This window comes from Mucilaginibacter sp. 21P (assembly GCF_019331605.1).
Lineage (GTDB): Bacteria > Bacteroidota > Bacteroidia > Sphingobacteriales > Sphingobacteriaceae > Mucilaginibacter > Mucilaginibacter achroorhodeus.
In genome coordinates, this window is sequence record NZ_CP063061.1 from 3,144,443 (window position 1) to 3,165,981 (window position 21,539).

Consider the following 21,539-nt stretch of genomic DNA (forward strand, 5'->3'; position numbering starts at 1 on the left):
TTCGCTTTAAATTACACACCTCATCAATGTCATTGCTATTTGTTCTTTTGGGCAACCCCTCTCGAGAGGGGAATGAATTATCCAAAGCCTTTACCTTTCGCCTTTCAGCCTTTTACCTTTAAAAGTACCCGCCTTTTTTGCGATCTTCCATGGCCGCTTCGCTCACTTTATCGTCCATGCGGGCACCACGTTCGCTTATTTTTGAATCGGCTATCTCATTGATGATATCGTCGATCTCGAAAGCATAAGATTCAACAGCCGCGGTACAGGTCATGTCACCTACGGTGCGGAAGCGTACGTTTTTGCGTTCAATCACGTCATCATCATCCATATTCAGGAATGGAGATGCCGCCATCAACTGACCGTTACGCGTAATGCAATCGCGCTGGTGCGCAAAGTAGATGGTTGGTAAAGGAATATTCTCTCTGCGGATATAATTCCATACATCCAGCTCCGTCCAGTTACTTATCGGGAATACCCGTACGTTCTCGCCTTTGTGGATCTTACCGTTATAAATATTCCAAAGCTCGGGGCGCTGGCGTTTGGGGTCCCACTGGCCAAACTCATCACGTACCGAAAAGATACGTTCTTTTGCGCGGGCTTTTTCCTCATCGCGGCGGGCACCGCCAATACAGGCATCGAAACCATTTTTGGCAATGGTATCAAGTAGCGTTACAGTTTGCAAAGCATTACGGCTTGCGTTCTTGCCTTTTTGCTCAATCACCTTACCTTCATCAATACTATCCTGTACATGACCAACAATCAGCTTTTCGCCAATGCGGGCAATCATTTCATCGCGGTACTGGATGGTTTCTTCAAAATTGTGCCCGGTATCAATATGTACCAGGGGGAACGGAAACTTACCCGGCCTGAACGCTTTTAAAGCCAAATGCACCAGGGTAATAGAATCCTTACCACCCGAAAACAACAAAGCAGGTTTTTCAAACTGCCCTGCAACTTCGCGCAAGATATATATGGCCTCTGCCTCTAATTCGTCAAGGTAATCTAACCGGTTCGTACTCATTCTTTAAGATCGTTTAATTGTGTTGCATGTAGTCCGCACTCTTTTTTGCTTTGGTCTTCCCACCACCAGCGCCCGGCCCGGAAATCTTCGCCGGGTTGTACCGCCCGTGTGCAGGGCTGGCAGCCTATGCTTGGGAAACCCCTGTCATGCAATGTATTATAAGGAACATTGTATTGTTTAATATATGCTTTTACATCGTCTAAAGTCCAGCTGAAGATAGGGTGGAACTTAATAATCTGGTTACCTTCGTCCCATTCCACATTGCTCATATCCTCACGGTTGGCAGACTGCTCCGCACGTATGCCGGTTATCCAGCACTGATTGCCTCTTAAAGCACGGTGTAACGGCTCTATTTTACGGATACCGCAGCACTCCTTACGGTTAGCTACCGATTCATAAAAGCTGCTCGGCCCTTTGGCATCAACCATGGCTTCCAGTTTATTGTTATCAGGATAGTAAGCATATATGGGTTGGCCGTACATCTCCATCGTACGGTTCCACACGTAATAGGTTTCCGGGAACAAACGGCCGGTTTCCAATGTGAAAACCTTTATGGGAATGTCATTAGCGAATATCATGTGCGATATCACCTGGTCTTCCCATCCAAAACTGGTAGAGAAAACTATCTCGCCGGGGAAAAGCGCAGCCAAAGCCTGCAGGGCCGCTACCGGATCTTTTTCCTTTACCAATCGTGATATGTAAGTAGTATCTGCCACTATTAGAATGTCTTCAATAAAAAGTTAATAATACTGCGGACGCTGATTGCAACCACAATAATCGACACCGCCATCATAATGGCCTTTGCCGATATTTTGTTTGAGATCTTGGCTGCCACAGGCGAAGCTAATGCGCTGCCGATAACTAAGCCTGCAACGGCATCCCAATGCGCGCTTTTAAGCATAGTAATGAAGGTTAATGAACCCATCAATGCGATAAAGAAGCGCGACAACTTAACAGTGCCTAAAGAAAAACGTGGATGACGGCCGCCTGCTATTAACGTTGATAATACAATGGAGCCCCAGCCGCCGCCGCCAACGGCATCAATAAAACCACCCCCTAAACCCAAAAGCGATATTCGTTTTATCTTACTCTCGGTACGTTTCTTTTTAAGGCTCAATGCTTTTCTGAATATCACAATACCTAATATCAGCGTGTAAACTGATACTGCCGGTTTGGTGTACATGGCGTAATGCTCTAACGACGATAGCAGGTAAGCCCCGGTTACCGCACCAATAATGCCCGGAAGCAATAAGAGCTTAAATAACTTCCAGTTTACATTGCCCATGCGGTAGTGCATCCAGCCTGCAATACCATTGCTCATGATCTCGGATAAGTGTACACCCATACTTGCCGAAGCAGGAGGGATGCCCATCGATAATGAAAATGTGGTTGAGGTAACACCGTAAGACATGCCAATGGCGCCATCTATTAAAGCGAAAACGAATCCCGCGCCCAAAAAGTAGTAAAACATTGGGGAGATGTTCTCCACGTATGCCTGAAATTGCGGGTCTTTAAACCAAACGGCTGCAATAGTTATTAGCAGGAAAGAAACAAATGTTGCCCACACGATGAGCTTTAGCCTCGCGTTACTCGGGGCTTTTTTAGGGCCAAGCAATACGGCGGTAACGCGGTTAAGCTCTTTTACTTTGTAGGTAAAATCTCCGCTTAAATTATTGCGGATATCGTGCATTTGCTGTAGGGTGGTATCAAGTTCTTCAGGCAAAGCTTCAGATAACACTTCTCGCAGGCGTTTGGCAATTGTCGGCGATTTTCCGTTGGTTGATATAGCCAGTTTCAGATCACCTTTTTGTACGATGGAACCTAAGTAGAAATCGCACAGTTCGGGCTTATCAGCCACGTTGATAAGCAATTTTCGGTCATGTGCCGATTGGCGTACGTATTTGTTCAGTTCGCTGTCATCGGTAGCCGCTATCACAATATCAGCACTATCCAGATCGGCATCCTCAAAGGCTTTTTGGATGATCTTAACGTTGTGGTGCAGTGTGGCGAGGTCTGTTACCTGTGGCAGCACTTCTTTAGCAACAATGGTAACAGCAGCAACGGGGCAATTTAACAGCAGGGCGGTAAGTTTTTCCAAACCTACCTTGCCCGCGCCAACAAGCACGGTGTGCAGGTGCTCCAACTTCAAAAACACGGGAAACAACTGGTTTCCCTGCGGCTTTTGATGCGGGCGCGGCGCCAGTTTATTATCCTGCGGTAACAACGTCATAAACTTCTTTTACCAATTTATATTGAGGATGCAATGCTACCACCTCGCCAAATACTATCAGGGCTGGTGAGGCAAGTCCTTTTTCAGTTACTAAAGCAGCAATTGTATCAACTGTGCCTACGGCAACCTTTTCGTCGGCTGTGGTGCCGCTTTGTATTACGGCCGCGGGTAAAGCGCCTTTACCTTCCGCTTTAAATAATTCTGCTATTTCTGTTAATTTATGCAAGCCCATCAGTATTACTACCGTGGCATTGCTTTTTGCTGCCTGGTAAATATCAGCAGAGATACGGCCTGCAGTTGTGGTGCCTGTTATTACCCAAAAGCTTTCACTTAAGCCACGATGGGTAACAGGGATGCCCTGCAAACCAGGTACCCCTATAGAGCTTGAAATGCCCGGCACAACCTGCGTAGGGATATTGTACTTAGCAGCAAACTCCAATTCCTCATGGCCCCGACCAAATACAAAAGGATCACCGCCTTTAAGGCGTACCACATGGCCGTAGTTTAAAGCGTAATCAACCATTAGTTGGTTAATGTTATCCTGAGGAAAACTATGGTCGCCGGAGCGTTTACCCACATATACCTTTACACAAGCGGAAGGGGCAAGCTCTAAAAGTTCTTCGTTCACCAATGCATCGTACAAAACCACATCTGCTGTTTGCAGTGCCTTTATGCCTTTTAGCGTTATCAGTTCGGCATCCCCGGGGCCTGCGCCAACAAGCGTGATACGTGGTTCTTTTATATAGTTGTTGTTTAATATCATGATTGTAATACAGCCTCTCTCTTGTTTTTAACTGCCTCTAAAAATTTGGTTGCCTGTGCCTTGTAAGCGGTAGCAAATTCTTCAGAAGGTTCATTTTTGTTGATCTGCAGCACTAATTCGCTAAAGGTTGTAGCTAATGGCAATTCGCCGGTTTCTACATAATTGGCATCAAACTCTTTGATGATACCTGCCTGCGTGCTGGTGTTTATGTTTTTGTCAAGCAACAGCGCTTTTGCCGAGCTGATAAACGTGTTGTATGAGTGATAAATAGCATCGGCCCATAATCCTTTTGTGTAAGCACCGTTTGCCCAGCCTAACTTTTCGTCCGCTTCATAAAGTAAGGTAGCAACCAGGTCAATGATCACGCCCGCACATTCACCTACACCAATGGCAGTTGCAAAAGTTTCCTGGTGGCCCCAGTCAACAAACTCGTCGTCGGTAAGAGTTGTAAGGTCGGCCAGTGGTTTTAACAGGCGGTAGAAGTAATCTTTACCTTGTCGATCATAGTAACCGTGGTAAGTTTCATCTTCTATCGATTGTGCTTTATAGTCATCCAGTAGCGTACGTAAAACATCAGTAGCGCGTTTTGACGGTACTTTTATCACGCGCTCTGCTGCGCGACCTAAGCCATCACCAACGGTGCCACCACCAAGCATTACCTGTACCGATGGTAATACGCGTGCACCTGCTTTTAACGAGCTGCCGTGGAAACCGATGTGCGCCAAACCATGCTGACCGCAACTGTTCATACAGCCGCTTATTTTAATTTTTATTTCCCTGTTGTAGATAAAATCCTCGTATTCACTGAATATCAGGTCTTCCAGTACTTTGGCCATTGTCATGCTGTTACTGATGCCCAGGTTACAGGTATCAGTGCCGGGGCAGGTAGTTACATCGGCAACGCTGTCAAAACCGGGAGCAGCCATGTCTAAGGCGTGTAAACCTGCATATAATGCTTTTAAGTTTTCCTTGCGGACGAATTTTAACAGCAAGCCCTGATTCTGCGTAATGCGGATCTCATCGGCCACGTAAGGTTTTACAGCTTCTACAAATTTGCGGGCCTCAGGGGTATGTATATCGCCAACCGGCACTTTTACATACACGCCATAAAAGCCTGTTTGCTTCTGTTCGAAAACGTTAGTCGCCAGCCACTGCTCATACCGCAAAGGATTTTCAATGGTTGCGTTTACCGGAGCGATAGGCCCGGGAATGGCAGGCTGAGGTACCGCATCACGGTTGATAGGGTAGCTCTTAACTTTAAGCGCCAGATGCTCCTCTTTAGCTAAACGTAACACTTCATCCAAGCCCAGTTTTTGTACCAGGTATTTTAAACGTGCTTTATTACGGTTATTGCGCTCGCCATAACGGTCAAACACGCGTATAATTGCTTCTGTATAAGGTATCAATTGATCCTCAGGTAAAAACTCTTCTACCACGCTGGCCAGAAAAGGCTGCGCGCCGAGGCCGCCGCCCAAGTTGATTTTAAAGCCACGCTCGCCTTTATCATTCAATTTTGGTATAAAACCCAGATCATGAATATAGGAGAAAGCGGTATCAGCATCACTTGATGAAAATGAGATCTTAAATTTACGGCCCATTTCCTGGCAGATGGGGTTCCGTAAAAAGTATTCGAACACTGCGTGTGCATAAGGCGATACATCAAATGGCTCCAGCGGGTCGATACCGGCGTTAGGAGATGACGTAACGTTACGTACAGTATTGCCACACGCTTCGCGCAGGGTGATATCATCACGCTCCAGCTCGGCCCACAGTTGCGGCGTACGATCAAGACTAACATAGTGTATCTGGATATCCTGGCGGGTAGTGAGGTGCAGGTTACCGCTGCCGTACTCGTCTGCTATGTCAGCAATCTTTAGCAATTGCTTAAAGGTAACCTTGCCAAACGGCAGCTTGATACGCACCATTTGCACGCCTGGCTGTCGCTGGCCGTATACACCACGGGCCAAACGCAGACTGCGAAATTTTTCATCGTGGATCTTCCCTTCGCGAAACGCGCGGATCTTACGCTCCAGGTCAATAATGTCCTGCTCAACTATAGGGTTCTCCAGTTCGGTCCTGAAGCTCTGCATATCGGTACGTGTTTAGTTTTCTCTTAAAAAAAAGCCCCTTCTGCTGTGGCTGAAGAGGCGAATATTCTTTATTTACACTTTCACAGCCACGACTTTTTTACCTGCATACAGCAGAAAATCAGTGTGTTGTGGCATGTGTTGAATATTGTTGTCATCTTTATAGTTCCAAATATATATATAGTATAGGGAATTAGTAGAATTTATTTGAATTTTTATCTCAAACGTATTGCGTGGCAATCACAGATATACAGAGGCGCTCTGTAAGAAGGGCATTGCCGAGCCGTAATCGCCCCTGGTAATTTACTGACAGGATTGTGTCAGTGTTCACGAGTGTTCACGCATGTTCACGGCGTGAACGTGAACACTGGGTAAACAAAAAATCCCCTCGAAAGGGGATCTTTACAGCAGCAAATCTGTAAGCCGGGTTCTGTGTCTCCTTGCGGAGATTTCTATCATTAATCTACGCATACCGTTGCCGGCACGCTTTATCAACCTACCCATTCTGACGACCCTTGCGGGTACGGAAGCGAGCAGCTTCACTTTCAGAACCTATTTGGTTTTTCAACTCCTGAGGTTTACCGCGATCCCGGTCGCCCGGAAAAGCCGTGAGCTCTTACCTCACGTTTTCACCCTTACCACCATCCGATAGCTATCGGGACAGGGCGGTATATTCTCTGTGGCACTTGCTGTCGCCGGCTGCCGGCGCCTTCCCGTTAGGAAGCAGGATGCTCTGTGTTGCCCGGACTTTCCTCCCCGGTACAAGCCCGGAGCGATAGAACGTTTTGCAAGTACAAAGATAAGTTTTAAGTTGGAAGTCTGAAGCCCGGAAGTCGGTTTGATCGTGTTAAGGGCAGGAGGTTAGGTCTTTCTCCACCATATCTACCGTAACCGTGCCATGCTTATTTCCAAATGAGTTGGTTACAAACGTGAGTACCTTTGCAATTTCAATCGGCGCAAGGTCGGTATTGGCAGGCATTGAGCCCTCGTATGCTTTACTGTTAATGGTTAATACCTGTTCGGTAATGCCGTTGCGTACAATGCAGGCAAGGTGGTTTTTATTTTTTTTAAGATATGCGGTATCTGTTAACGGCGGTATCAGGCTGGTTAACCCTTCGCCGTTGTTGCCATGGCAATTCTGGCACTTTTGTTTATAGATGTTTGCGCCGCCGGTGAAATAACGCTTATAATCCTGGTCGGCATCACTTTGGCAGGCCGCCATCGAAACTATTAACAATAAAATAATACCACCTATCAGCCTAAGTTTCATTGCGCAATTTCTGTATTCACTTCAGCGCGGAGGGTTTTGATGTCGTTGATCATTTTGGCCACCTCTTCTTCCTTGGTACCATCGTAATAACCACGAATACGGTGCTGCTTATCAACTAAAACAAACCAGCCTTGGTGTACGTAACCGCCGGGTGTACCATCGTCCTGGCTCATAGCTACCAAATAGTGTTTCTGGCCAAGCTCGTAAGTATCCTCTTTTTTTCCTTGCAATAACCACCAGCTGTCTCCCTTTATACCAAGCTTGTCAGCATATTTTTTTAGAACCGTAACGCTATCGTGTTTGGGGTCTATTGTATGCGAGATAATTTTAAAATCGGGTACGTTCTTAAAATCTTCATAAACCTTAAGCATATTACGATGCATGATAGGGCAGATAGACGGGCAGGTAGTAAAAAAGAAATCTGCTACATAAATATCGCCCTTAAGACTGTTTTGAGTTATGGTGTCGCCATATTGGTTCACAAACTTAAAATCGGGAATGGTCTGATAAACAGTGTCTACTGCCTCTTTACCATTAACCGTTTTGGTAACTGCCTGGCGCTGGCCAAGTATTGGCAATTTGCTTTGCTCGCCTTTAAAGTTGCAGGCAGCAAGGGTAAGGAGTAGGAAAAGGGCACCCGCTAAGTTTTTCATTTCTTTTTATTTTGTTTGATGAAAGTATCAGCTTCTTTCACTGATCCATTAAGATTACTGTCTAAAGCGGAGATCTGCTTTTTCTGATCAGTTAAATAGGTTATTATTTCACTATGGCTTTTGCCTTTGTTCTCTGCATCAAAGTTATGCATCCAGGTTTCCATACGTGAGTCAACACTGTCAAGTTTACCTTTCAAGTCATTAGCTTTTTTAGTTACTTCAGCAGATATACTATCCTTTATCAAGGTGTCCAACTTCATTTTATTGATCATCACCAACTCATCTTTGGCCATTACGCGGTCATGAATGGTTATTACCTCATTTAAAAGGTCTTTTTCCTGTTGTTGTTTATCAGCACACCCAAACAGGGTGGCGCTCAAAATTGCAGCGGCAAATATTTTTTTCATTTTGTGCTAAGTATAGATGCTTTTTGTGTTCGTATGTAGTGGATGTAATCGGTGGCCGGCAACTCGACGTTAATTGTCTTTAATAGCTGACCTACTTGTGCACGGTGATGCGTGCCGTGGTTGGTAACATGCGACAGAATATCGATCAGTGGATCGTTGAATGGAACCCCCGAAAGATTTTTATAGCTGATAATGCTTTCAAAATCAGCGCTTTGCAAACTGTTGATATAGTTGGACCAATCCTTAAAATTTTTATCGTTAATGTCAGACAGTGCAGCTGCGTTACCCGGTGCCCAAAGTTTTATATTTCCTAACGGCTTTTGAGTACATCTGCTAAGCCAGATCTCTTGGGCAGTGAAAATATGTGCCATCAGATCAACTGCTTTGCCCTGTAAGCCGGTGCTAAGCAAAAGATCTATCATTTGCTTGTTGCAATAATGGTCGTAATTGAGCAAACAGATAAAATGGTCTTTCATCGGCAGCAAATGTAATCAACGTTGGTGCAATAGTAAAGTGCAGCTGTCATATTGAAGTATTATTTAGCCGATGAACTTAAGATGAGCTATTTACAATTACATAACATGAACAACATTATAATTACACATTGCCTGATTAAATTTGAGTAACAACAAATTCACTTGTTATGAAACTTGTAAAAAAATTAAAAGCGGCTGTTAGCCATTTTCGCGAATGGTTATTTCTAAGAGGTATGAAATCCTCTTTTATGCACTAATTTTTGTTAACGTTTCTTTTATACGATTATAATATACATTTTGGGCCAACACTCGGGCTCAAATAAATGGATACTGAACACTCTTTTTCCTCTTTGAACAGATCTCTTTTCGGTGATGATTTTGCCTGGGGCGTATCAACCGCAGCGCTGCAAATAGAAGGCTCTTGCGATGTTGATGGTAAAAGTGCGTCAATATGGGATACTTTTAGCTTAAAAAGAGGCAAAATACTTAATGGCGATAAGCCAACACACGCCTGCGACTTTTATAAAGAATACCAACGGGATATTGATCTGGTAAAGCAGCTTAATATCCCCAATTTTAGATTTTCAATTGCCTGGAGCAGAATTTTACCTAACGGTACCGGAGAGGTAAACCAGGTCGGGGTAGCGCATTATAACCAGGTTATTGATTACTGCCTGCAGCAAGGTATAGAGCCTTGGGTTACCATTTATCATTGGGACCTTCCGCAAATACTTGAAGATAATGGCGGATGGACAAACCGCAAAATAGTTAACTGGTTCAGCAATTTTGTTACCGTTTGTGCCCAAAATTTTGGCGACCGTGTTAGACACTGGATGGTAATGAACGAGCCTGCTGTTTTTACAGGTGCCGGTTATTTTTTGGGGATACACGCCCCGGGAAGAACCGGGTTGCGAAATTTTTTACCGGCCATACATCACGTGGTGCTCAGCATTGTTGCCGGGGCAAAAATACTGCGTGAACTTTGCCCGGATGCGCAGATAGGTAATACATTTTCATGCTCGTACATTGAACCTTACGCAGATAAACCCAGGCATATTGCCGCTGCCAAACGCGCTGATGCACTGATCAACCGGCTTTACATTGAGCCGCTACTCGGATTAGGTTACCCAACCGACGAAGTTAAAGCTCTCAAAGGCATTAATAAATACATATTGCCGGGAGACGAAGCCAATATGAGCTTTGATTTTGATTTTATAGGTGTACAGAATTATACGCGCGAGATTGTTAAGTACTCATTTTTTACGCCTTACATTGGCGCCAGTTTGGTAAAGGCACAGGATAGGGGTGTTGAACTTACCGAAATGAAGTGGGAGGTTTACCCGCCTTGCATTTATGAGATGATCAAAAAGTTTAACGCTTATCCGCAGATCAAAAAACTCATCATCACCGAAAATGGTGCCGCATTCCCTGATGTAGTGTTTAATAATGAAGTAGATGATCAGCGGAGAGTTACTTACCTGCAAACACACTTGCAACAGGTTTTAAAAGCTAAGCAAGAGGGCTACAACGTTGAGGGGTATTTTGTATGGACGCTTACAGATAACTTTGAGTGGGCAGAGGGTTATCACCCAAGGTTTGGTTTAGTTTATATCGATTTTGAGACACAGCATCGCATTATTAAAAACTCAGGCCGTTGGTTCGCTCAGTTCCTGGGCTGAGTTTTTTTTAACACCGGTATTTGCCAGAGGCAGGCTGATAAAAAAAGTTGTACCGTTTGCTTCATCGCTTTCAAACCATATCTTACCATGGTGTTTTTCCATGATCTGTTTACAGATAGAAAGACCTAAGCCAAAAGACTTTTCGCCCGCAGTACCCGGCCTTTGGGCACTGGTAAACATATTAAAGATCTGGTCTTTGAGATTATTTGGAATACCTATACCATTATCTTTTACGGCAATAACTATCTTATGCTCAAACTCTGCTGCTTTTACTTGTATGGTAGCGCCGGTTGGGCTAAACTTAATGGCGTTGGTAATTAAGTTACTTACAACACGCCATATTTTTTCGCGGCTTACAGACAGCTCTATCTGCTTGTCTAAAGGCTCAAATAAAATTTCCTGCCCTTTTTCGGCGGCTTTAAAACGAAGTAACTCCACACTGTTGTTTAACAGTCCATTTATCTCTGTTGGTTCGGGGTTAAGTTCAACGGAGTTGATATTGGCAGCCTCTAAAATCTCATTTATTAATTCTAAGGAGTTAAGTGAGGTTTCTTTCACAAGTTTTATCATCTCTTTCTGCTCATCATTATACTCCTCTTCGGCCATAATGGTTGTCAAAGAGGCAATACCGCCTATAGGATTACGCAGGTCGTGCGCAACTGCCCGTAAAATTCTGTCCTTTTCCTGGCTGCTGGTATTTAACTCGTTAAGCGCTTTTTCCAAGTGATAGTTTTGCTGGTTTATCTGCTTGTTAAGCTCGTTTATCGTTTTAACTTCCTGGCGGCTACGCTTAAAGTTTCGATAAACTAAAAAGACGATAATGAGTGCCATCAAACCGATAAATATACTTACGTACAGATAGATCTTCTGAATTTTGCCACTTGTGCTTAGCTTATCTATTTCATGCTGTTTCTCATAGTTGGCCAACTGCTGGTTCACATCGCTCTCCATCAATGAGCTTGAACGCTTAGCTATAGAATCCTTAAGCAGGTTATATCGCTGTATGTGGTCTATCGCTTGTCTAAGATTATTTTTTTGCAGGTAGTAGTTCCCTAATAAACGATGGTAGTCTGCTTCGACATCTGCATTTGCAACGGTATCGAGTTGTGTGCGAACATCACCCAGCAATGCTATTAATGAATCGGGCCTGTGCATGTCCAGATAGATCTGGCCGAGTTTGATCTCGGATAGTTCTGCATCACGGTTGTCAAAATTAGGCTGTATGTTTATAGCAATACTTTTCTTAAGTAGCTCAACAGCGTTATCATACTGCCTGGTTTGCATGTAAAGCTCAGCTTTATTACCGTAAACTACACCCCGTGCCCGCTCAAGATCCCGCTTCCTGTCAGGGAAGTTTTTAACGTTAGCATCTATTAAAGATAGTGTAGCGTTGAAATATTTTAATGCACTGTCGGCCTCGTTATTGTGTTTATAACTTAAGCCAATATTGTCCAACAATTCCTGCCGACGGTAAAAGCCCGGAAAACCACGGTCTATGGTGCGGCTTTCTGCAACTGTGCTGTTGTAACTGTCTTTAAAATAATTTGCGGCCAGTTTATACCTGTTTTTTTTGTACATGATCATACCCATGCGGTAAGTATAGTCACCTATGGCTGCAAGGTTCAAATAATTTTTACCGGTAAGGTATCCCTGATAATAAGATTGATAAGCTTCAGAATATTGCTTAAGCTCGAAAAATGAATCGCCGCGTGCAAAATTAGCTTCGGCATAATTGCGCGAATATTGTTGCGGATTTACGCTTTTGTTGGCCATGGCCATCATGCTGTCTGCATACACCAATGCCTGGTCAAAATCTTTAATTACCTGTTGGTTGTAAACGTATTTAAAAGAGTAGTACCTGAAACGGTCGTTTAAGGTTGGATGATTTAAATTTGCAAATGCCGAGTCGAGGTACCGATAACCCTGATCGAGCTGGTTATGGCCAAGCTTAAATTCAGTTTCTTTTTGTATACGTAAAAATTCTTTTGAATACTCGCCTCTATCTTTCTGTTCTGATGGTTTACCGCACGACGAGAGCGCTATGACCACCAACAGCAGCCAATGATGAAGTATAGGGTTTCTAAGCGTGTTGACGGATAGTGTCGTCAAGTTTTTAAATAGTTAGCGGTATCAACAAATATAAACTTATAAAGGTAAATTCACCACTTATAGCTATATTTTATTTGATTTACAACTATTTAAATGCGTTTTCACCTGTAATATCCATCCCGGTTATCAAAAGGTGGATGTCATGCGTGCCCTCATACGTAATAACCGATTCAAGGTTGGCCATATGGCGCATTATAGGATACTCGCCGGTGATACCCATGCCACCAAGCATTTGCCGGGCCTCGCGGGCTATATTGATAGCCACTTCAACGCTATTGCGTTTTGCCATAGATATTTGTGCAGCCGTTGCTCTGTTATCATTTTTTAATGTTGCAAGGCGCCAAACAAGTAACTGGCCTTTGGTTATCTCGGTAATCATTTCGGCCAGTTTTTTTTGCTGTAACTGGAAACCTGCTATCGGCCTGCCAAACTGCATGCGTTCTTTTGAATAGTGCAGGGCTGTGTCGTAGCAATCCATTGCAGCGCCCAGGGCACCCCATGCAATACCGTAACGCGCCTGGTTTAAGCATCCTAAGGGCCCTTTAAGTCCTGATACGTTCGGCAGTAGGTTTTCTTTCGGGACTTTGACGTTGTCGAAAACCAATTCACCGGTTGCCGATGCGCGAAGAGACCATTTATTATGCGTTTCGGGAGTGCTAAAGCCTTCCATACCGCGCTCAACTATCAGCCCGCGTATTTTACCTTCTTCGTCTTTAGCCCAAACAATGGCAATATCAGCAAATGGTGCGTTTGAGATCCACATTTTAGCGCCATTTAAAATATAATGGTCGCCGGCATCTTTAATATTGGTAACCATACCACCGGGGTTTGATCCGTGGTCCGGTTCTGTTAATCCAAAGCAACCCATCAATTCGCCGGAAGCAAGTTTGGGTAAGTATTTGTGTTTTTGTTCTTCGCTGCCATACGCGTAAATTGGATACATCACCAATGATCCTTGTACAGATGCGGTAGAGCGTATGCCCGAATCGCCACGCTCTATCTCCTGCATGATAATACCATAGGCCATATAATCTAAACCGGCACCACCGTATTCAACAGGTATTGTTGGGCCAAAGGCGCCAATTTCGGCCAAGCCTTTCAGCAGATGCTTTGGAAATTCGGCACGCTGGGCGTAATCCTCAATTACCGGACTAACCTCTTTCTTTACCCATTCGCGCACGCTGGCACGGATCAGTTTATGCTCATTGCTAAGTAATTCATCTAACAAAAAATAATCGGGCGCTTCGTACAGATCGGTCCTAGCCATAGCAGTAGATAATTGGTTATCCAAATATAGGAAATTTGGACTCACCCGCGGCACTTCGTGTGCGACCCTCTCTTCGGTACGCAAAAAGAGGGTGAGAAGAGAAAAGAATTATATCATTCACGCTTTCCGAAGGAGAGAGGGGCAGGGTGAGTAAACTTCAACATAATCCATTATTTTTGGCCGCATGATAAAAGTAGCTTTAGAAGGCATAGAGGTTTTTGCTTACCATGGTTTTTATCCGGAAGAGCAAAAGATAGGCACCAGATTTCTGATAGATGTTTATGTAACCTTTGAGCAAAAAGGCACTTTTGCAGACGATACTTTAAACCATACCGTTAATTACGAGGAGCTTTACGCCATTATAAGAGAAGAAATGGCAAATACTCGCAAAGTAATTGAAAATGTTGCTGAAGCGATATTGAAACGGATAATGGATGCATTCTCATTTATCGATTTTGCAGAAATAGTTATCAAAAAACAAAACCCGCCTTTTAATGGGCCAATAAAGCAATCGGTTATTAGCTTGAGTTACCAAAAATAAACACAAATGGATTTTAATAAGATCACCGAAGACATACTTGCCCGATTTAAAGCTATCGTTGGCGAAAGCGCCGTGGTAACCGCCAAAGAGGAAGTTTCAAATTACAGTCATGACGAAACGGAGGACCTGATTTATTACCCCGAGGTAGTAGTGAAACCGCAAACCGCTGAACATATCTCAGGTTTGCTTAAAATTTGTAATGATGCTTTAGTACCGGTAACCGTAAGGGGTGCTGGCACCGGTTTGGCTGGTGGTGCTTTACCTGTTAAAGGTGGCTTATTGATATCAATGGAGCGTTTTGATAACATCATTGAGATTGATGAGCAAAACCTGCAAGCAACGGTAGAACCAGGAGTTATTACGGAAGTTTTTATGAACGCAGTTGCCGAAAAAGACTTGCTTTACCCGGTTGACCCGGCAAGTAAGGGCAGTTGCTTTATTGGTGGAAATGTGGCCAACTGCAGCGGTGGGCCGCGTGTGGTAAAATATGGTACCATACGCGAGTATGTGCTTAACCTTGAGGTAGTATTGCCAAATGGCGATATGATATGGACTGGTGCGAATACGCTCAAATATGCATCGGGTTATAACCTTACGCAATTGATGATAGGGTCGGAAGGGACGTTGGGCGTGGTTACCAAAATAGTTACCAAACTGATACCCCGCCCAACGCAGGATGTGTTGATGTTAGCTTCATTTCCTACAAACGAAGATGCGTGTGCGGCTGTATCTGCGATATTCAGAGCAGGCGTCATCCCCTCGGCACTTGAATTTATGGAACGCCGCGGAATGGAATGGGTGATTGAGCATGACGGTATCGCATTCGATTTAAAAGATGGCATAGGTGCATTCCTGCTGATCGAAGTCGACGGCAGCAACCAGGATGTGATCTTTGGCGATTGCGAAGTGATAAACGGCGTATTGGAAGCTCACAATTGTGCTGATGTGTTATTTGCAGATTCCGCAGCGCAGAAAGAGGAATTGTGGCGCATTCGAAGAACCATGGCGGTTTCCGTTAAATCAAATTCTGTTTACAAAGAAGAAGATACTGTAGTGCCACGCGCGGCGTTGCCTCAGCTGATAAAGGGCATTAAAGAAATAGGTGCAAAATACGGTTTTGAGTCTGTTTGCTACGGCCATGCAGGCGACGGCAACCTGCATGTAAATATCGTTAAAGCCGGCATGAGCGATGAGGACTGGAATAACAAACTTAAAGATGGTATCACTGAAATATTTAAGCTAACCGTTTCTTTAGGTGGTACACTTTCCGGTGAGCACGGTATAGGCTTGGTGCAAAAGGATTATATGCCTTTGAAGTACAGCGACACGCATTTCCTTATTTGGAAAGGCATTAAGCAAGTATTTGACCCTAACGGGATATTGAACCCGGGGAAGATATTTTAGATTTCAGATTTGCACATCTCCATATCAGTTAATTGGTATTCAATATTAACCTCGGTTCATCGTAATCTATCATTTTTTGCCTCCCCTCGGCGGGGATTGGAGTCGATTTGCCGGCTGCATAATCATAACTAATGCAAACTGTTTTGCAAGTAGTGCAAATTTCTTCGCCACTATCTGTTTGCTTTACCAATACATGCATCACATCAAAACTGCTGTTACCTATGCGTACCACGCGCACATAACATGATATGTTGTCATCTATGGTTACCGGCTTAAGATAATTGATCTCCGACCGGCCAATGATAATACCATGGTTGCGAATATTCCACCCAGCGACATCTTTCCAGTAGTTGATCCTTGCCAACTCAAAAAAAGTGAGGTATACGGCGTTGTTCACATGCCCCACTGCATCAATATCTGAAAAGCGGATGGTGATAGGTGTTTTATATCGGTAATCTGATAATTTTTCAGCCATAAATAGACATTTTGTCTGTAATAAATTCAGTAATAGGACTTTTTGTCGTTATAAACGGTGATGAAAGCCGTTGGTACGCCAGTTGATTTAGGAGTATACGAAGTTAATAAAACAAAATTTTAAGGAGATATAAAACCATGACATTAGTTAAATTCAACAACGGAGTAAAAAACAATTTCAGCGACGCTTTCGAAACATTGTTTAACGATTCATTTATCGCTGATAGATTAGTAACCCGCGTGCCAGCAGTTAACATCGCTGAAAACGACAGCGAGTTCCACATCGAGTTAGCTGTTCCGGGTTTGAAAAAAGAAGATTTCAAGATCAGCCTTGACAAAAACGTGCTTTCAATTTCTGCAGAAAAGAAATCTGAAACCACTGATGAAGCAAAAAAATACAGCAAACGCGAGTACAGCTACAGCTCGTTTGTAAGGTCATTTACCTTACCTGAAACTGTTGACTACTCAAAAATTGAAGCTGATTATACCGACGGTATATTAAAGTTAACCGTTGCAAAAAGAGAAGATGCTAAATATCAATCGAGAGAAATAGCTATTAAATAAGCTTGCTCTTATTGAAATAAGAATTTGTTTTCATAGAAAAGTTGGTTTAGTTAAAAGGCTGCCTCAGTAATGGGGCGGCCTTTTTTATTCAATACCTATTTGCTAATATCGCTTAAAAAAGATCTATGCTATGGAAAAAGAATTATTGAAACAGGTAAAGATCCTTAAGGTATATTCAGCCGTATTAACGCTGGTTGTGTTGGCGGGTATATTTTTCAGCTTTACCTACGTTGCAGGCAATGCCAAGTTTAAAGTGATAGACGTAGAACGTATTAACATTGTAGAAAAAACCGGCCAATTGCGCATGGTGATCAGTAATCAGGAACGCCAGCATCCCGGCATTGTAGATGGTAAAGTATTACCAAAACGCCGGCGCGAACCGGGGATGATATTTTTTAATACCGATGGAGATGAGTGTGGTGGCTTGGTTTACGATGGTACTAAAAAGTCTGCAGGCTTTGCACTCTCGATAGATAAATACCAGAACGACCAGATCATGCAATTGCAGTATAACGATGATACCGAGAACGGAAAATCGGCCAAGAGTTACGGCCTTAGGTTTTGGGACAGACCTGATAACTTCACAGCGGGGCAATTAAATACTAAATATGACTCGCTCAAGAATTTACATAATGAGGGTGTGCTTAAAGCGAGCATGCAAAAAATGCGCGAAGAAGGGTTAGTAGGGCAAGACAGGATGTTTGTTGGCAAAAACAGCGATAACGAAGTTGGCTTGTTTATCAAAGACAAAAAAGGCAAGCCCCGCATCTATCTATATATAGATAACAATAACCAGGTAATATTCAAAGCTTTGGATGAAAAAGGACAGCCGATCAATTTTAGGTAAGGTCATCAACATGAGGAACCATTAGTTCCTCATGTTGATATATTGTAGCGGCTGGCCAAAATCTTCGCCACGGCAAAGGCTTATAACAGCTTGCAGGTCATCTATTTTTTTTGCAGTTACCCGCACCTGGTCGTCCATAATGGCGGCTTGCACTTTAAGGCCACTATCTTTTATCTTTTTAACTACCTTTTTAGCAGCTTCTTTATCAAGGCCTTCCTTTATCTTGATCTCTTTACGTATCATGTTACCTGATGCCTGTTGTTCGTCACCAAAGTCAAGTGCTTTAGGGTCTAGGTTTTGTTTCATCATGCGGCTTATAATGCTGTCTTCTATTGCTTTAAGTCGCATATCATTCTCGGTAACTACGGTTACCACATTGGTTTTCTTATCCAATTCAACCGTGCTTTTTGAGTCGTTAAAATCGTAACGGTTAAGGATCTCTTTTTTGGCAACATTGATGGCGTTGTCAAGTGTTTGTCCGTCAACTTTACTTACTATATCAAATGAAGGCATGTGTATTGAGTTTATATTAAAACAAAGGTACGTTTTTAAACGCGGTATCGCTATTTTGTGCTGCTGCTTAACAAACACATCAAGTGCTAATTAGTTAATATTAACTTAACAAATAAATCCACAGTTTTGCAGGTATAGCCTTATGGATATCAAGAACGCTCCTCTAGTTAACAGGGAAATAAGCTGGTTGTATTTTAATGACAGGGTTTTGCAGGAAGCTGCAGATCCTACCGTGCCGCTTATAGAGCGTATAAAGTTTTTGGCAATATTTTCATCCAACCTGGATGAGTTCTATCGCGTAAGGGTAGCCACCCTTACCAGGCTTGCTAATTTAAACGAGCGTTCAAAGGAAATTTTAGGATACAACCCCAAAAAATTACTCGGGCAGATCAAAAATCTTGTAGTAAAACAAGAGAAAAAGTTTAACAACCTCTACGAGAATATCATTGTAAAGCAGTTAGCCGAGGAAAAGATATTTCTGTTGAATGATAAGCAGTTGAACGTAACCCGTGGTGAGTTTGTGAAAAGCTTTTTCAGGGAGAGGCTACTGTCGACGCTGGTGCCCATTATGCTTGATGACACGCTACCCATGCCGGAGCTGCGCGACAGGGCTATTTACTTTTTTGTACGGTTAACTAAAAATAAGAAATCAAGGTTTGCGCTCATCGAGTTCCCTGATAATCTTTCGCGTTTTCTTGTACTGCCGGAGACCAATAATTTAAAATTCATCATTTTGCTTGATGATATCATCAGGTACAGCTTGGAGGATATCTTTTTTATTTTTGAGCATGATTCTATAGAGGCTTACTCATTGCAGCTCACCCGCGATGCAGAACTTGACCTGGACAAGGAGGTAAGCGTGAAGTTTGTTGACGCGCTTTCAAAAAGCCTGCAAAAACGCCGTAAAGGCAAGCCAATGCGTCTGCTGTACGATAGCGAGATGCCACCCGAAATGGTTGGCTATCTGGTTAGGAAAATGAAGCTTGAAAAATCGAGCCTTATCCCTGGTAACCGCTATCACAATTTTAAAAACTTCATTGCTTTTCCAACGGTTGGCAGGCCCGATCTTGAGTACAAAAAAAACCAGGCATTACCTGTGGATAGCCTTTCGTTTGGTAAAAGCCTGATGGGCATGATCGCCAAAAAGGATTATTTGATCAGTACACCATATCAGTCTTTTGATTACATCATCCACTTCTTGCGTGAGGCCGCTATTGATCCTAAAGTAAAAGAGATCAGTATAACGGTTTATCGCCTGGCCGAGAATTCAAAGATCATCCATGCACTTATCAACGCTGCTAAAAACGGCAAAAAGGTAACGTGCCTTGTTGAACTTCGTGCACGTTTTGACGAGCAGAACAATATTTACTGGAGCAACCGCCTGGAAGAAGAGGGCGTAACGGTGTTGTATGGCATCGATGGATATAAGGTGCACTCAAAAATTTGCCTGGTAACGCGTATGGAGAAAGGCAAACCGATGCGTTATGCCTGCTTATCTACCGGGAATTTCAATGAAAAAACAGCGGCCATTTACGCAGACCATACCATACTCACAGCAGATAAAAAGATCACGACAGATCTGGTAGCAATTTTCAGGGCTTTGAGTAGGGGTGTACTGCCTAAAGGATTAAAGACACTTATCGTATCGCCCATTGATTCGCGCCCGGCAATTTATAAGCTTATTGATAATGAGATAAAGATTGCTAAAAGCGGTAAGCGCGCTTACATGATCTTAAAAATGAATAGCCTTGCCGACGAGCAAATGATACTAAAACTTTACCAGGCAAGCACTGCCGGGGTTAAGATACGATTGATTGTACGTGGGATGTGTTGTTTAATACCCGGCATAAAAGGCTACAGCGAAAATATTGAAGTGATCAGCATTGTAGATAAATACCTTGAGCACGCGCGTGTACATATTTACGGCAATGGTGGCAAAGAATTGATATACCTTACCAGTGCCGATTTTATGACACGCAACATTGAGAACCGTGTTGAGGTAGGTTTCCCGGTACTGGATGAAGACCTGCGCCGCGAGATACGCGACATTATTGACATACAACTAAGCGATAACACAAAGGCCCGCGATATTACCGGCAGCAATGTTAACCGCTATCATAAAACACAGGCAGAGGTGTTAACCCGCGCACAGATCGATATTTACTCCTATTTAAAGAATAAAAATTTAACAAGTTGAGATACGCAGCAATTGATGTAGGGTCTAATGCAGTAAGGTTACTGATAGCCGAAATTATAGAGAACAACGGTTCGGTATCGTTTAAAAAGAATACGCTTATCCGCGTGCCGGTGCGTTTGGGTGATGATGCATTTTTGGCCAAAAATTTATCAGACAGAAAAACGGATGACCTGGTAAAATCTATGGTGGCTTTTCGAAACCTGATGGATGTTTATCGTGTAAGTGATTACATGGCCTGCGGAACATCGGCCATGCGCGAGGCACAGAACGGTGCCGAGGTGGTGCAAAGGATAAAAGACCAGGCTAATATAGATCTGCAAATAGTACATGGCGAAGCGGAGGCAAAGATCATTTACGCCAGCCATGCGGAGCTCAACATCGATAAAACAAAAAATTACCTATACATTGACGTAGGTGGTGGCAGTACGGAGCTTTCATTGTTCAGCAATGGCGAATTGGTAGCATCGCAATCATTTAATTTGGGTACTATCCGTATACTCGATAACCAGGACAGAGACGAGACCTGGAACGAGATGAAGGATTTTATCCGCGAACATACCCGCGCTTACAAAAATATTTTTGGTATTGGCACAGGTGGCAACATCAACAAATTATATCGCCTTTCGCAGGAGAAAGATGGTGTTCCTATGAGTTACGTTAAACTGCGTGCTTTGTATAATTACCTTAATTCTTTTTCGCTGAAAGACCGCATCAACGTGCTTGGTTTAAACCAGGATAGGGCAGACGTCATCATACCGGCCTGTGAGATCTATCTTACTGTGCTTAAGTGTGCTAACATAAAAACCATATATGTGCCAACGGTTGGTATGGTTGATGGGATCATTCAAACACTCATTGAGAAAAATAATTTAACACGTAGTTGAAATTATTTTAACAAATTATTTTAAAATAATTAAAACAGTTATTACATTTGTATTGCCCGCTCAAAGGGCATGTTTTTCATAGGTAGATGTAGGGTCGAGTACGAGTTATTCGACCCTTTTTTGTGCCTCTAACTTTTCTTCCGTTTATTT

20 protein-coding genes and 1 other RNA gene are annotated in these 21,539 nt (G+C 43.3%); 7 read left to right on the plus strand and 14 right to left on the minus strand.

Annotated features, from left to right (window positions below; genetic code table 11):
• Positions 1–118: 118 nt before the first annotated feature.
• The 10 genes from cysD to INP83_RS14155 form a co-directional block, all read right to left on the minus strand.
• On the minus strand, positions 119–1,024 hold the full coding sequence (gene cysD / locus INP83_RS14110) for a sulfate adenylyltransferase subunit CysD (protein ID WP_146272231.1): 906 nt from the start codon (positions 1,022–1,024) through the stop codon (positions 119–121).
• Positions 1,021–1,740: a phosphoadenylyl-sulfate reductase gene (locus INP83_RS14115; RefSeq protein ID WP_255563160.1), complete on the minus strand. Its 720-nt coding sequence runs from the start codon at positions 1,738–1,740 to the stop codon at positions 1,021–1,023. Before INP83_RS14115 ends, cysD begins: the two co-directional genes overlap by 4 nt.
• A gap of 2 nt (positions 1,741–1,742) precedes the next feature.
• Positions 1,743–3,254: a TSUP family transporter gene (locus INP83_RS14120; RefSeq protein ID WP_146272232.1), complete on the minus strand. Its 1,512-nt coding sequence runs from the start codon at positions 3,252–3,254 to the stop codon at positions 1,743–1,745.
• The gene (cobA, locus tag INP83_RS14125; protein ID WP_146272233.1) at positions 3,232–4,017 is read right to left on the minus strand and encodes a uroporphyrinogen-III C-methyltransferase; all 786 of its coding nucleotides are present in this window, start codon (positions 4,015–4,017) and stop codon (positions 3,232–3,234) included. Before cobA ends, INP83_RS14120 begins: the two co-directional genes overlap by 23 nt.
• Positions 4,014–6,107: a HEPN domain-containing protein gene (locus INP83_RS14130; protein WP_146272234.1), complete on the minus strand. Its 2,094-nt coding sequence runs from the start codon at positions 6,105–6,107 to the stop codon at positions 4,014–4,016. Before INP83_RS14130 ends, cobA begins: the two co-directional genes overlap by 4 nt.
• 400 nt (positions 6,108–6,507) lie before the next feature.
• Positions 6,508–6,896, minus strand: an RNA gene (gene rnpB, locus INP83_RS14135) — RNase P RNA component class A.
• Positions 6,897–6,951: 55 nt separating this feature from the next.
• The gene (locus tag INP83_RS14140) at positions 6,952–7,374 is read right to left on the minus strand and encodes a cytochrome c (protein WP_219124751.1); all 423 of its coding nucleotides are present in this window, start codon (positions 7,372–7,374) and stop codon (positions 6,952–6,954) included.
• Complete coding sequence (locus INP83_RS14145) at positions 7,371–8,027, minus strand: SCO family protein (RefSeq protein ID WP_219124752.1); 657 nt, start codon at positions 8,025–8,027, stop codon at positions 7,371–7,373. Before INP83_RS14145 ends, INP83_RS14140 begins: the two co-directional genes overlap by 4 nt.
• Positions 8,024–8,434 carry a hypothetical protein gene (locus tag INP83_RS14150; protein ID WP_219124753.1) on the minus strand — a complete coding sequence of 137 codons (411 nt, stop codon included), beginning with the start codon at positions 8,432–8,434 and terminating at the stop codon, positions 8,024–8,026. The genes INP83_RS14145 and INP83_RS14150 overlap by 4 nt, the downstream gene beginning before the upstream one ends.
• Positions 8,431–8,910, minus strand: coding sequence for a DinB family protein (locus INP83_RS14155; RefSeq protein ID WP_219124754.1), 480 nt, complete (start codon positions 8,908–8,910; stop codon positions 8,431–8,433). The genes INP83_RS14150 and INP83_RS14155 overlap by 4 nt, the downstream gene beginning before the upstream one ends.
• Before the next feature lie 323 nt (positions 8,911–9,233).
• Between INP83_RS14155 and INP83_RS14160 the strand changes: the two genes are divergently transcribed.
• A complete protein-coding gene (locus INP83_RS14160; RefSeq protein ID WP_219124755.1) occupies positions 9,234–10,589 on the plus strand; it encodes a GH1 family beta-glucosidase in 1,356 nt (451 codons plus the stop codon).
• Here the strand turns inward: INP83_RS14160 and INP83_RS14165 are convergent.
• Both INP83_RS14165 and INP83_RS14170 read right to left on the minus strand, forming a co-directional pair.
• On the minus strand, positions 10,557–12,698 hold the full coding sequence (locus INP83_RS14165; RefSeq protein ID WP_219124756.1) for an ATP-binding protein: 2,142 nt from the start codon (positions 12,696–12,698) through the stop codon (positions 10,557–10,559). The genes INP83_RS14160 and INP83_RS14165 overlap by 33 nt on opposite strands.
• 85 nt (positions 12,699–12,783) lie before the next feature.
• Positions 12,784–13,965 (minus strand): acyl-CoA dehydrogenase family protein, encoded by a 1,182-nt coding sequence (locus INP83_RS14170; RefSeq protein WP_219124757.1) that lies wholly within the window; start codon positions 13,963–13,965, stop codon positions 12,784–12,786.
• A gap of 184 nt (positions 13,966–14,149) precedes the next feature.
• Here INP83_RS14170 and folB point away from each other — a divergent pair, with 184 nt between their 5' ends.
• Both folB and INP83_RS14180 read left to right on the plus strand, forming a co-directional pair.
• Entirely contained in the window at positions 14,150–14,506 is a 357-nt protein-coding gene (gene folB, locus INP83_RS14175; RefSeq protein WP_219124758.1) for a dihydroneopterin aldolase, read from the plus strand.
• Positions 14,507–14,512: 6 nt separating this feature from the next.
• The gene (locus INP83_RS14180) at positions 14,513–15,910 is read left to right on the plus strand and encodes an FAD-binding oxidoreductase (RefSeq protein ID WP_219124759.1); all 1,398 of its coding nucleotides are present in this window, start codon (positions 14,513–14,515) and stop codon (positions 15,908–15,910) included.
• A gap of 28 nt (positions 15,911–15,938) precedes the next feature.
• Here the strand turns inward: INP83_RS14180 and INP83_RS14185 are convergent, their stop codons facing one another.
• A complete protein-coding gene (locus INP83_RS14185; protein ID WP_219124760.1) occupies positions 15,939–16,385 on the minus strand; it encodes a thioesterase family protein in 447 nt (148 codons plus the stop codon).
• 137 nt (positions 16,386–16,522) lie between these two features.
• Here INP83_RS14185 and INP83_RS14190 point away from each other — a divergent pair, with 137 nt between their 5' ends.
• Both INP83_RS14190 and INP83_RS14195 read left to right on the plus strand, forming a co-directional pair.
• Positions 16,523–16,948: an Hsp20/alpha crystallin family protein gene (locus INP83_RS14190; protein ID WP_219124761.1), complete on the plus strand. Its 426-nt coding sequence runs from the start codon at positions 16,523–16,525 to the stop codon at positions 16,946–16,948.
• A gap of 130 nt (positions 16,949–17,078) precedes the next feature.
• The gene (locus INP83_RS14195) at positions 17,079–17,795 is read left to right on the plus strand and encodes a hypothetical protein (RefSeq protein ID WP_219124762.1); all 717 of its coding nucleotides are present in this window, start codon (positions 17,079–17,081) and stop codon (positions 17,793–17,795) included.
• 21 nt (positions 17,796–17,816) lie between these two features.
• Here the strand turns inward: INP83_RS14195 and INP83_RS14200 are convergent, their stop codons facing one another.
• Positions 17,817–18,308 carry a YajQ family cyclic di-GMP-binding protein gene (locus tag INP83_RS14200; RefSeq protein WP_146271542.1) on the minus strand — a complete coding sequence of 164 codons (492 nt, stop codon included), beginning with the start codon at positions 18,306–18,308 and terminating at the stop codon, positions 17,817–17,819.
• Between the two features lie 142 nt (positions 18,309–18,450).
• On the opposite strand from INP83_RS14200, the gene ppk1 reads away from it, so the two are divergent.
• Together ppk1 and INP83_RS14210 are read left to right on the plus strand one after the other, a co-directional pair.
• Positions 18,451–20,505, plus strand: a complete 2,055-nt coding sequence (gene ppk1 / locus INP83_RS14205) for a polyphosphate kinase 1 (RefSeq protein ID WP_146271540.1) — start codon at positions 18,451–18,453, stop codon at positions 20,503–20,505.
• On the plus strand, positions 20,502–21,389 hold the full coding sequence (locus tag INP83_RS14210; protein ID WP_219124763.1) for a rod shape-determining protein: 888 nt from the start codon (positions 20,502–20,504) through the stop codon (positions 21,387–21,389). Before ppk1 ends, INP83_RS14210 begins: the two co-directional genes overlap by 4 nt.
• Positions 21,390–21,539: the final 150 nt, after the last annotated feature.